This window comes from Desulfobaculum sp. SPO524, assembly GCF_044987625.1.
Taxonomy (GTDB): domain Bacteria; phylum Desulfobacterota; class Desulfovibrionia; order Desulfovibrionales; family Desulfovibrionaceae; genus Desulfobaculum.
Map to the genome: position 1 here is coordinate 346347 of NZ_JBJDSB010000001.1, position 11585 is coordinate 357931.

At 63.0% G+C, this 11585-nt stretch carries 11 protein-coding genes; 10 read left to right on the top strand and 1 reads right to left on the bottom strand.

Features of this window, described 5'->3' with window-relative positions; all coding sequences use genetic code 11:
• Position 1: 1 nt before the first annotated feature.
• The 10 genes from ACI3L3_RS01465 to ACI3L3_RS01510 all read left to right on the top strand — a co-directional run bounded on the left by ACI3L3_RS01465 (position 2) and on the right by ACI3L3_RS01510 (position 8757).
• Complete coding sequence (locus tag ACI3L3_RS01465; RefSeq protein ID WP_404843312.1) at positions 2-715, top strand: phosphoribosylanthranilate isomerase; 714 nt, start codon at positions 2-4, stop codon at positions 713-715.
• 71 nt (positions 716-786) lie between these two features.
• Positions 787-1620 (top strand): hypothetical protein, encoded by an 834-nt coding sequence (locus ACI3L3_RS01470; RefSeq protein WP_404843313.1) that lies wholly within the window; start codon positions 787-789, stop codon positions 1618-1620.
• A gap of 186 nt (positions 1621-1806) precedes the next feature.
• The gene (locus tag ACI3L3_RS01475; RefSeq protein ID WP_404843314.1) at positions 1807-2598 is read left to right on the top strand and encodes a tetratricopeptide repeat protein; all 792 of its coding nucleotides are present in this window, start codon (positions 1807-1809) and stop codon (positions 2596-2598) included.
• 283 nt (positions 2599-2881) lie between these two features.
• A complete protein-coding gene (locus tag ACI3L3_RS01480; RefSeq protein ID WP_404843315.1) occupies positions 2882-3190 on the top strand; it encodes a late competence development ComFB family protein in 309 nt (102 codons plus the stop codon).
• Positions 3191-3265: 75 nt separating this feature from the next.
• Complete coding sequence (locus ACI3L3_RS01485) at positions 3266-3745, top strand: hypothetical protein (RefSeq protein WP_404843316.1); 480 nt, start codon at positions 3266-3268, stop codon at positions 3743-3745.
• Positions 3746-3797: 52 nt separating this feature from the next.
• On the top strand, positions 3798-4283 hold the full coding sequence (locus ACI3L3_RS01490; protein WP_404843317.1) for a hypothetical protein: 486 nt from the start codon (positions 3798-3800) through the stop codon (positions 4281-4283).
• A gap of 192 nt (positions 4284-4475) precedes the next feature.
• A complete protein-coding gene (locus ACI3L3_RS01495) occupies positions 4476-5663 on the top strand; it encodes an aminotransferase class I/II-fold pyridoxal phosphate-dependent enzyme (protein ID WP_404843318.1) in 1188 nt (395 codons plus the stop codon).
• Complete coding sequence (locus tag ACI3L3_RS01500) at positions 5657-6943, top strand: homoserine dehydrogenase (RefSeq protein WP_404843319.1); 1287 nt, start codon at positions 5657-5659, stop codon at positions 6941-6943. The genes ACI3L3_RS01495 and ACI3L3_RS01500 overlap by 7 nt, the downstream gene beginning before the upstream one ends.
• A 207-nt stretch (positions 6944-7150) precedes the next feature.
• On the top strand, positions 7151-8341 hold the full coding sequence (apgM, locus tag ACI3L3_RS01505) for a 2,3-bisphosphoglycerate-independent phosphoglycerate mutase (RefSeq protein WP_404843320.1): 1191 nt from the start codon (positions 7151-7153) through the stop codon (positions 8339-8341).
• Complete coding sequence (locus ACI3L3_RS01510) at positions 8338-8757, top strand: acyl-CoA thioesterase (RefSeq protein ID WP_404843321.1); 420 nt, start codon at positions 8338-8340, stop codon at positions 8755-8757. Before apgM ends, ACI3L3_RS01510 begins: the two co-directional genes overlap by 4 nt.
• A 701-nt stretch (positions 8758-9458) precedes the next feature.
• Here ACI3L3_RS01510 and sucD read toward each other — a convergent pair.
• Positions 9459-11549 (bottom strand): succinate--CoA ligase subunit alpha, encoded by a 2091-nt coding sequence (gene sucD / locus ACI3L3_RS01515; protein WP_404843322.1) that lies wholly within the window; start codon positions 11547-11549, stop codon positions 9459-9461.
• Positions 11550-11585: the final 36 nt, after the last annotated feature.

Sequence of the window (11585 nt, forward strand, 5' to 3'; positions counted from 1 at the left end):
CATGAGCAGAACCGATTCCGCCCCCGTGTGTCCGCGCATCCAAATCGCGGGCGTTATTGATGCCGCCGAGGCCGCAATGCTCACCGGCCTTGGCGTGGACAGCCTCGGCTTTCCCCTGCGCCTTGCCGTGCACGCCGAAGACCTCACCGAGCAGGACGCCGCAGCCATCGTCACGGACCTGCCGCCGCACGTCGCCGCCGTGGTCATCACCTATTTGACTGACGCCGACGCCATCCTTCAGCTCTGCGACACCGTGGGCACCCCGCGCGTGCAACTGCACGCCGACGTCGAGCCGCAGCTCCTTGCCACCCTCAAGGAGCGCCGCCCGGACCTGCGCATCATCAAAAGCCTCATCGTCCCGCCGGATGTCACGCCGGACGCCATGGTGCAACTGGCCCAGCAGGTGCGCGCCTACGCCGATCACGCCGACGCCTTCCTGACCGATTCCTTCGACCCCGCAACCGGCGCAACCGGCGCAACAGGGCACCCGCACGATTGGCGCGTGGACCGCGAACTGGTGCGCCTGTCCCCGCGCCCGGTCATCCTTGCCGGCGGCCTGCACCCCGGCAACGTGGCCGAGGCCATCGCCACAGCACGCCCCGCCGCCGTGGACGCCCACACCGGAGTGGAAGCGCCAAACGGCCGAAAGTCCCGCACACTGGTCACGCATTTCGTTACCGCCGCGCAGGAGGCCTTTGCCGCACTGGACGGATAAGACATCCATTTGCCTTTGCGCCGTGTTTCAGGCATTTAAGAATGAGGACTGGACTCAGGCGTGGAGGTAACGTGGCAAGCCATGACCGACATCCGGGATATACCCTCGACTCCATCTCGTTCTCCGCGCGGGAGACCGAAATGGTCTGTACCATTGCGGCCCCGCGAAACGAGGTGCTCCTTGCCATCTACAACGCCCTGCAGCAGTTGGGGCACACCTCGGCGCTGGTGAACCGGGCCTTTGGCCTGCTCATCGCCCGCCCGCCTTTTTCCTTTTTGAACGTAGGGCGTCGGTTCACCTTTTCGCTCACCTCCGTAAACGGCGGCACCCAGGTGACGGCCACCTACACCCACGGTCTCGTCAGCTTCCAATCCCGCGCCCGGCGCCAACAGATTCTGGAATCCCTGCTCCGCGCCACGCGCCTCAACCTGCCCCCGCGCCCCGCCGAGCACAGCGAGACCGCGCAGGGCCACAGCGACGCGGCTGCATCGCCTCAGGGCACCTCGCAACACACCCACCAGCCCCCAAAGCACGGCGAAACATCTGAGCACGCCGCCCCGCAGGCGCCATCTGCCGCCGCCAAGGCCGCAGCACCAGCGCCGTCATCCCCTGCGTCCTCCGCTCCCGCTTCCGCCCCGGCGCCGGACACACCGCAACGCCCCGCGCCGCCTCAGGCTTCCGGTGCGGACGCGCCATCCGCCGACACTCCCGCCGCATCCAACGCGCCAGTGTCTCCCCCCACACCCGCCTCTCCCCCCGAATCCCCTGTTGACGACGAAGCCCACGCCTTTGTGGCCCCGCCACGGCACGGGCGCGTCAGCGCCGCAGCATGGCGGCTGTTTTGGTTCGTCATCGGCGTTGGGCTGATGGCGCTCATCCTTATGCTCATCGACGCCGCGCAATAAGCCCAGCGGCGCGCCCGGCCGCGACTTGGCGGGCGGGCGGCTTCCGTGCTATTTCCCTGTGTGACAGACCGCGCCGCCACAGCGCGACCACGCGCATCCAACGCGGCGCGGAAAACGGCACCGGCCCGTGGCGCTCAACAGCGGGAGCATCACCGGCGCACATCACCACCGCCAGCCAAGGCACACATGTCCGCAGCAGATACGTCCGACCGCACGCCAATCAAGGGCGTCTTTTCGACAATGGAACTCAAAAGGACCGGGCAGGGCGCAACGGCGCGCAAAACCCGCGTCAAACAATACTGGCTGGTCAACGAAACGAGGGATGGGCAGGCCGAGGTGCAGCCCATCAACGAAAGCCTTATCCCCATCGGCAAAAAGCGCACCGTCTCCGTGGACGACGTGCTGGAGCGCTTCCAGCCGGAACCGGAATTCTACATCCAGTCCGGCCTTGGCGGCGACAAGGTCGCCATGGACGACCCCATCCCCCTGCGCGACCCCATCGCCACGCCGGATGACGCCCCCACGTCCACATCCATTGAAGGGTTCGACATTTCCGGCTCCGCCGAGGAGATAGAGCAAAGCGCCCGCGCCACCTTCGGCATAGCGCTCACCTACCTCAAGCGCGGCAACCTGCAGCGCGCGCAGGACGTGTTTGACCAACTGGCCGAGGTTGAGGGCGACTTCAAGCCCGAGCACAAGCACATGTTCAACGACTTCGGCGTGTCCCTGCGCAAGCAGAACCTCTTCGACACCGCCATCAAGCACTATCTGCGGGCCATGGACCTCGCCGCCGGGGACGACAACCTCATGCACAACATCGCCCGCGCCTACTACGAGAAAAAGGACATCAAAAAGGCCGTGCACTTTCTTGAAAAGTCCCTCACCATCAACCCGGACCACGACATGTCGCGGCGCTTTTTGCGCTGGATCAAACGCAAGCACCCCGACGCCACAGGTCCCGTCCGGTTGGACTTTTAAGCCAGCGCACCTTCCGCCCGCGCCAGAGCCGCCCCCGGCACACACGCACAAAAGCGGCGCATCCATTCCGGATGCGCCGCTTTTTCTTGCGCTTTTTCCATATCTTGGGCTACGCAATACATTCACTTGCGGGAGCAAACATCTTAGGAGGCTCTGCCGCAACAGGCATCACCCCCTGCAGGCCGCCCCACCGCCTGCCGCGCCTCACCGCACAGATGCCGCATGGCAATTGAAGTCCCCCTGTCCCCATGCTAGATATACAGAACAACACAAGGAGCGTCGCATGGACAAAAAGACGCAAGATTCGCTGGACGCACTCAAGGTGCAGGGCACACCGCTGGCCCATATCCGCAACAAGAATGAACAACGCGTTGTGGAAGCCATGATTCGCATCCTGCCGGAATTTAGTGGCTACGAGCCCAATAAGCTCGACCTTGAGGACATCTACGCCCTCAGCCTCAACACACTTCCCGCCCGGTACATCCAGCGCGGCAGCATCGTCCTGCGCGAACCTGTGCGGGAGGAAGTAATTGAGGAAGTCGTGCGCGACGCCATCCTCACCGTGCAAAACAGGCCGAATTACAACGCCTAAGCCATCCACCAACGCCGGACGCACCGCCACCGGCCCCTGCGGAAGGGGCGTCCGGATACCCGTCACGGAGGCCGCATGCTTAAGGATTATTCGGAATCCATCCACCGCCTCGGCAAGGGGCTTGGCCGGGCGTTTCAGCGTTCGCCCATGGTTCTTGGCGTCCCCGGCATGTCCATCGCCGTGAAAATCGACCCGCTCTATTACATTGCGGTGATGCCCGCGTTTATTAACCGCGTGGCCGAATGGTCCGGCATGTTTCCGCACTCCGCGCGCGAGGCCCTCATGCACACCGGCAACCTCATCGCCAGCGGCGAGGAGCGCCAAACCGTGCTGAACCTGCACGTGGTGTGGGGGCCACAGCCCATCGTCAAACACATCCGCGCGTCCTTCATCCTGGCAGATTTTGTGGACCGCGCCCTGCGCATGCACGGCAACCGCCCGGACCCCATGCCAGTGGCGGATTTGCGCATTCTGGCAGAGGACCGCGAACTGGTCGACGCTTTCTTCAAGGAAAAGACTTCTCTTGACAAGACGGCGTTTAGCTCGCAAACCTGATGCCACGTAACGGCTTACGCCCCTTTCGAAAACAGTAAGGAAACGCGCACTCATGGCATCGGCACAGCGCCTGCTCACCATCTTCTTTTCGGCTCTCCTCGTGGCCCTTCTGGCCGCGCCCTGCGCCCTTGCGCAGGAAGCCGCCCCCGCACAGGACATCCCCGACACTCCGGCCACGCCGGATACCCTGCGCGTCACCCCGGTGAGCGTGGTGCATGACGACGTGGACAACGTCGGCACCCGGCTTGTCTTTCAGATCAAGGAAATCCTGAATTCCTCCTCGCTGTTCACCCTCTCCGCCAAGGATGAGAAAAAGATCAAGCTGGTCATCAAGACCAAGCAGGAGTTCCCCTCTCGTCCCGAGATTGGTTCCGCCTACAGCGCGGTGTGGATTTTCTCGTCCAATGATAACGTGTTGACGCATTACCTTGCCTCCGAGGCAGGTATCGTTACCGCTGCCAACGTGGCAGCAACCGCAGAGGCCCTCGCAGGGCGTACCGATGCCGTAGCGGCACAGTACGCCTATTTGTTCGAGTAAGCAGGCCCTGCCGGCCATTTCCGGTTCCAGCCTGTTTTCAGCGGGCGGAGCCGCCCTCCCCCCGCTCATATTCAGGCATCCCGCTTTGACAGGGAGCACCACCTTCCCTAAAGTGGCAAGGCACTTGGAATACCGGCACATGGCACGGTACTCTCCGTGCCCTTCCGTTTATACTTTAAGGAGCAGTGTCGCATGAGCAATGACTTCCCCAGAATGCACCGTCTGCCACCGTACGTGTTCGCCGTGGTCAACCAGCTGAAAATGAAGCTGCGTCGGCAGAACATCGACATCGTCGACCTTGGCATGGGCAACCCCGATACGCCTACGCCCCAGCACATCGTCGACAAACTGTGCGAGGCGGCGCAAAAGCCCGTCAACCACAGGTATTCCGCATCCCGTGGCATCCCGAACCTGCGCGCCGCCATCGGCGACTGGTACGCAAGGCGCTTTGGCGTCTATCTGGACCCGGATCAGGAATGCGTGGCAACCATGGGCTCCAAGGAAGGCCTTGCTCACCTTGCCTTGGCGATGCTGCAGCCCGGTGACGTCGTGTTCACGCAGGACCCGGCCTATCCCATCCATCCGTATTCCGCCGTTATTGCCGGTGCTGACGTTCGCCGTATTCCCATTGGGCCGGAGCGCGACTTCATCGCGGACCTTGAGCTGGCCGTCAGCCAAACATGGCCCAAGCCGAAACTGCTCATCTACTGCTACCCGCACAACCCCACTGCCGAAGTTGTGGACCTGGCCTTCCACCAGAAGATTGTGGACTTCGCCATGGAAAACAACATCCGCGTCATCCACGATTTGGCGTACGCGGACTTCACCTTCGACGACTACGAGGCCCCCAGCTTCCTGCAGGCCAAGGGCGCCAAGGAAGTCGGCGTGGAATTCTTCTCCATGTCCAAAAGCTATTCCATGGCCGGCTGGCGTATGGGCTTTTGCTGCGGCAACCGCGACATGGTGCAGGCGCTGACCCGCATCAAGAGCTACCTCGACTACGGCATCTTCCAGCCCATCCAGATCGCCGCCACCGTGGCCCTCAACGGCCCGCAGGAGTGCGTGAAGGAAATTGTGGACGTGTACAAGGACCGCCGCGACGTTCTGTGCGACGGCCTGAACCGCATCGGCTGGGACGTCACCCCACCCAAGGCAACCATGTTCCTGTGGGCCAAAATCCCGGAACAGTTCCGCGACATGGGTTCCGTGGAATTTTCGAAGATGATGCTCACCGAGGGCCACGTGGCCGTATCGCCAGGGCTTGGCTTCGGCAACTACGGCGACGACTATGTACGCTTCGCCCTCATTGAGAATAAACAACGCACACAGCAAGCCATTCGTGGCATCAAGAAGGTTCTGGAGGGAGCCAAGACGTGCTAGACAAACAGGTCATCAACATCGGTCTTGCCGGGTTCGGCACCGTCGGACAGGGGCTTGCCGATGTTCTTGAGGAAAGCCGCAACGACATCCACCGTCGTACCGGCAAGGACATCCGCATCAAATCCGTGCTCATCCGCAGTGAGCACAGACGGCCCGGCGTGGAAGCCATCGGCGCCACTCCGGTCACGGATTACCGCGCCCTTATCGACGACCCGGACATCGACATCGTTGTGGAGCTCACCGGCGGTATCGACTTCCCCAAACAGCTCATTACAGAAGCCATCTCCGCCGGAAAGCACGCCGTGACCGCCAATAAGGCTCTGCTGGCCGAAAACGGCATGGACCTCTTCGCCCTCGCGGCGGAAAAGAACGTCCATCTCGGTTTTGAAGCCAGCGTCGCCGGCGGCATCCCCGTTGTGGACCCGCTGAAGGAATCCCTTGCCGGCAACAGCATTCACAAGATTCTCGGCATCCTCAACGGTACGGCGAACTACATCCTCACAGAGATGACCGACAAAGGGCTGGACTTCAACACAGCCCTCGCCGCCGCGCAGGATAAAGGCTACGCCGAAGCGGACCCCACCCTCGACATCGAGGGCATTGACGCAGCCCACAAGCTGACGCTGCTCATCCGCCTCGCCTTTGGCCGCAACTATCCCTTTGCCAGCTTGCCCGTCACCGGCATCACCGTAGTGACGCCCATGGACATCCGCTTTGCGCAGAAGTTCGGCTACCGCATCAAGCTGCTGGCGCAGGCGCGCCTTGTGGACGGCAAGGTCGAGGCGGGCGTCTACCCCGCCCTCGTGCCCGAGGATAATCTGCTGGCCTCCGTGTCCGGTGCCTACAACGCCATCCGTCTTGAAGGCGGCGCAGGTCCCGTGGTGCTCCACGGCAAGGGTGCTGGCGACAAGCCCACCGGCAGCGCCGTGCTGGCAGACATCATGGCCATTGCCCGCGACGCCGCGCCCAACAACCTCGGCTTCGTTGACCCAGCCCTGCCCAAGGCCGACATTCTGGACTTGGACGACGCCGTGTCCCTGCACTATCTGCGCTTTATTGTGCCGGACAGGGCAGGCGTACTGCGCGACATCGCCGGAGTGATGGCGGACCGCAACATCAGCATCCAGCAGGCCACCCAAAAGCCGTCCATCGACGGCGGCGGCGTGCCGCTGGTCTTCCTGACGCACGAAGCCAAAGCCGGAGACATCCACGCCGCCATGCGCGACATCGACGCCATGGGCCTGACCATCGACAGGACAATGCATTTCCGCATCCTGTAGCCCGCGCGGCATATCCGCACTGCACGCGGCCCGCCACTTTGGCGGGCCGCTTTTTTTCATCCATGCATTTGACGCAGCCGCGCCAATCATGCACCCATGTGGCAAGCACACGCCCGCGCCGCAAGCAGCGCGGGCGCTGCCCAAAGGTTGCCCAAGCGCGGGCTGCACACAGACCAGTAAAACCGCACGCACAACGCATTGCACACCATGGCGCACGCACCACTTGCCTTTCTCATCGCCGACGGCATGGCGGACTACCCCCTTGCCGCCCTCGGCGGGCGCACGCCCCTTGAAGCCGCGCACACGCCGCACATGGACGCCCTTGCCGCCCAGTGCTGCGCCGGGACCATCGCCACCATCCCCCCCGGCATGTCCGCCGGGTCCGACGTCGCCTGCATGAGTCTGCTTGGCTTCAACCCGCGCCAGCACCACACCGGACGCGGCCCCATCGAAGCCGCCGCGCGCGACTGCGACCTCGGCCCCAATGACATCGTCTGGCGACTCAACCTCGTCAGCCTCGCCGACCGCCGCATGGCCGATTTCACCGCCGGAGCCTGCGACCCGCGCCTTGCCACGCGCATCATCTCGCACCTTGCCGCGCGCCTTCCGCATCCGCGTTTCACCCTTGTCCCCGGTCTCGGGTATCGGCATCTGCTCATAGAGCGCGGCGGCGCCAACGGGCCAGCATCCAACATCAACATCCGGCCGCCGCACGACATCATCGGTCAATCCATTGCCCCGGACGTCACGGTCCTCCAACACCACGCGCCCCTTGCCGCCTTTCTCGCTAGCGCGGAGCATGAACTGCGCGCCGCCTTCCCCAGCATTGCCGCCAACGCCCTGTGGCCGTGGGGTCAGGGCGCGCCGCTGCGTCTTCCCAATTTCACCACCGCCACCGGGCACCACGGCGCCATTATCACCGCCGTGGACCTGCTCAAAGGGCTCGGCCACGCCGCCGGAATGCACGTCCCGTCCATTCCCGGAGCCACAGGCACCATCGCCACCGACTACGCCGCCAAAGTGCACACCGCCATCCAGCATTTGCGCACTGGCGGCGATTTCGTCCTCCTGCACATTGAGGCCCCCGACGACTGCGCCCATCGCGGCGACATCGCCAGCAAGGTACGCTCCATCGAACTCTTTGACCGCGAAATCGTTGGGCCATTTCTGGCCGGCACACAGGACCTCGCCCCCGCCGTGCTCATCGCCTGCGACCACTACACGCCCGTCAGCCTCCAAGTGCACACCAACACGCCAGCGCCCTTCATCCTAGCCCAACATCCGCACAGCCCGCATCAGCTCTCAGCTTTTTCCGAACACCACGCCTCACAGACCGGCGTCCACATCAACCCCGGACATTCGCTTCTGCACCGGGTCACACAGAGGTTTCGCCAATGACTCAGCCCCCCGTTTGCTACCAGCACCGCGTCTCCTACGGGGAGACCGACGCCATGCAGGTGCTCTACTACGCCGAGTACCTCCACGTTTTCGAACGCGCCAGAAGCCACCTCATCCGCTCCTTCGGCATGAGCTACAACACCGTCGAACAACGTGGCCTGTTCCTGCCCGTCCGCGAAGCCAAAGCACGCTACAAACGCCCCATCCGCTATGACGAGCTCGTCAACGTCTACACCACCATCTCCGAATGGGGCCGCGCCTCCATCACCTTCTCCTACGAACTCTACAACGAAGACAACTCCGTCCTCCACGCCACCGGCATGACACAGCACGCCTGCGTCACACCAGAAGGCCGCCCCACCCGCGTGCCCGACTGGCTCAAAGACCTCATGCAACACCACCCAACCAACGCCTAAAACACACAGCCCCCACCAAGGTCCTGAGGACCAAGGTGGGGGCCGTTATCCATACTTTTTTTCGCCTCCGGCGGGTTAAGGAAATAATTTCCTTAACAATCCTTAGGATTTTCACGAGCGGAAGCCGCTCCTGAAAATAGGGGTGGCCGGGCGGGGTCTTCTGCTTTATGCCTTCCCTCTTTTCCCAGTGCCCGAACAGGGATTCTCACCGCCCTTCACACAGCGCCAAGCCCCCCCTAAAAAACATCCACACGGACGAGAGCCGTCAGGGGTGACGACCGGCCCAGTCAAAGGCAACCGGCATGTGCGCAAACGGGATTCCAAAGGGCCCGCGGCCCTTTGGCCTGCGGAGCACACTCTTCACTCTTTTTCGCCTCCGGCGGGTTAAGGAAATAATTTCCTTAACGATCCTTAGGATTTTCAGAAGCGGAAGCCGCTCCTGAAAATAGGGGGTGGGCGGGGTCTTCTGCTTTATGCCTTCCCTCTTTTCCCAGTGCCCGAACAGGGATTCTCACCGCCCTTCACACAGCGCCAAGCCCCCCCTAAAAAACATCCACACGGACGAGAGCCGTCAGGGGTGACGACCGGCCCAGTCAAAGGCAACCGGCATGTGCGCAAACGGGATTCCAAAGGGCCCGCGGCCCTTTGGCCTGCGGAGCACACTCTTCACTCTTCCGCCGCTTCCTGTTGCCCCCGGCTCGTTACACTGACGCGACTTCGGCCTGCTGTACCAGCGCTTCGGCGACGAGTCGCGGCAGGTTGGAGAGGTCGGGGCAAATGACGAAGCCAGCTTTGACCATGGCGCCGAGTTTCTCCTCGACACCGCGCCCGGATTCAAGAATGGCTCCGGCGTGGCCGAGGCGCTTTCCGGGAGGCGCGGTCTGTCCGGCGATGAAGGCGACGATGGGCTTGCTGAAGCCGGTCTCCTTGACGTAGGCGGCGAGGTCTTCCTCGGCGCGGCCGCCAATTTCACCGAGGATGACCACGGCTTTGGTGTTGGGGTCTTCGGCGAGGGGGGCGAGCATATCCTTGAAGGTGGTGCCCACGAAGGGGTCGCCGCCGATGCCGAGACAGAGGGATTGGCCTATGCCTGCGCCGGTAAGGCGCGCTGCGGCCTCGTAGGTGAGGGTTCCGCTGCGGGAGAGGATGGCGACGGGACCGGGAGAGAACGCATGCTTGGGCATGATGCCAATTTTGGTGCGTCCGGGGGCGATGACGCCGGGGGTGTTGGGACCGATGAGCTTGGTGCCTGTGCCGCGCAGCTGCTCGCGCACCATGAGCATATCCTGTTGGGTGATGCCGTCGGTGATGCACACCACCCATTCTATGCCGTTCTGCGCGGCTTCGAGGATGGCGTCCGGGGCAAAGGCGGCGGGGACGAAGATGATGCTGGCGCGAATGTTGTTCAGCTCCATGGCTTCTTCCACGCTGTTGAAGACGGGCACATCCTGCGCATACTGCCCGCCCTTAAAGGGCGTAACGCCAGCGACAATCTTGGTGCCGTATTCCCGCATCAGCCGGGTGTGGAACTGCGCAGTGCGCCCGGTAATGCCTTGCACCAGCACCTGCATACCTTCTTCGAAGGGAAGGGACGCGGGGAAGGGCTGCGGGGAAAATGCGGGGAGACTGCCGGTGACGACGCCGCTGGAGCGCGGCTCGTAGGTGGAGCCGTCAAGGTCCTTGAGGGTGGCGATGGCGTCGTGCATCTCGGACACGATGTAGAGTTTCGGCTCGCCAAGCTCGGCGAGAAGGGCGCGGCCCTTGTCGGCAAGGTTGCCGGACAGACGCACAACAAGGGGCTTTGCCGGCGGCTGCCCGTCGAGGGCTTCGGTCAGGGCGAGGGCGACCTTCTCACAGGAGAGCACGCCACCGAAAATGTTGATGAAAACGGTCTCGACGGCGGCGTCCTCGAACAGGAGCTTCATGGCGGTACGCACGCGGTCGAGGTCTGCTGCGCCGCCAAGGTCCATAAAGTTCGCTGCGGGCAAGCCGGACAGATTCAGCAGATCCATGGTGGCCATGGCAAGGCCCGCGCCGTTGACCATCAGCCCAACGCGCCCGGAGAGTGTGTGGAAGGATAGCCCGGCTTCACGGGCGCGGTTCTCCTCGCGCGAGGCATGCTCGGGCGTGTAGAAGCGCTCCAAGTCGGAGTGCTGCAGCAGCATGTTGTCGTCCACTTCCACCTTGCCGTCGAGGGCGGTCCACTCGCCGCTGTCGTTCATGACGAGGGGGTTTACCTCGGCCAAGAGGAGGCTAAAATCTGTCACTGCCTTGTAGAGGTTACGTACGAACTCGAAAAAGCCCGGCCAGTGGTGCTTCTCAATCCCCAGATGAAAGAATGCCGCGCGAATGTGATAATTCTTGAGGCCGCCGGACATGCCCACGCGTTGCACGAGCAGGTTGTGCAGGTCCAGATTCTCCACATCCATGCCGCCCTGCCGCCCAACGGTAAACACAAGGCACCCCATCTCGCGCGAGATGGCGAACGAGCAGTAAAACTCCCGCGAATAGTCGCACGCACGCTCAAGGCGCAGCAGCGGCACGTCCTTGTCCTTGATGCTCATGCTGAGGAGCTTATGGGCGTAGGGGACAAAATCATCAGGCGCGTCGATGCGCAAAATGCCGCCAGCCTTGCCGCGGCCACCCGCCAGCACCTGCGCCTTCAAGAACCACGGCAGTGGCCACTCCGGCTTCACACGTTCAAGATTCGCTTCCGAGACCAGCACGCCTTCGGGCACGGCTATCCCGGCCTCGGCAAAAAGTCGCTTGCTTTGATGTTCGTTGAGCAGCATATGTCGAGCCTTGCAGTCTTGATGGTTCGCGCCAGT

Excerpts from the sequence above, each read along its gene's own strand:
- ACI3L3_RS01465 (WP_404843312.1), top strand. The coding sequence starts at position 2 with ATGAGCAGAACCGATTCCGCCCCCGTGTGTCCGCGCATCCAAATCGCG.
- ACI3L3_RS01475 (WP_404843314.1), top strand. The coding sequence starts at position 1,807 with ATGTCCGCAGCAGATACGTCCGACCGCACGCCAATCAAGGGCGTCTTT.
- ACI3L3_RS01480 (WP_404843315.1), top strand. The coding sequence starts at position 2,882 with ATGGACAAAAAGACGCAAGATTCGCTGGACGCACTCAAGGTGCAGGGC.
- ACI3L3_RS01485 (WP_404843316.1), top strand. The coding sequence starts at position 3,266 with ATGCTTAAGGATTATTCGGAATCCATCCACCGCCTCGGCAAGGGGCTT.
- ACI3L3_RS01490 (WP_404843317.1), top strand. The coding sequence starts at position 3,798 with ATGGCATCGGCACAGCGCCTGCTCACCATCTTCTTTTCGGCTCTCCTC.
- ACI3L3_RS01495 (WP_404843318.1), top strand. The coding sequence starts at position 4,476 with ATGAGCAATGACTTCCCCAGAATGCACCGTCTGCCACCGTACGTGTTC.
- apgM (WP_404843320.1), top strand. The coding sequence starts at position 7,151 with ATGGCGCACGCACCACTTGCCTTTCTCATCGCCGACGGCATGGCGGAC.
- ACI3L3_RS01510 (WP_404843321.1), top strand. The coding sequence starts at position 8,338 with ATGACTCAGCCCCCCGTTTGCTACCAGCACCGCGTCTCCTACGGGGAG.
- sucD (WP_404843322.1), bottom strand. The coding sequence starts at position 11,549 with ATGCTGCTCAACGAACATCAAAGCAAGCGACTTTTTGCCGAGGCCGGG.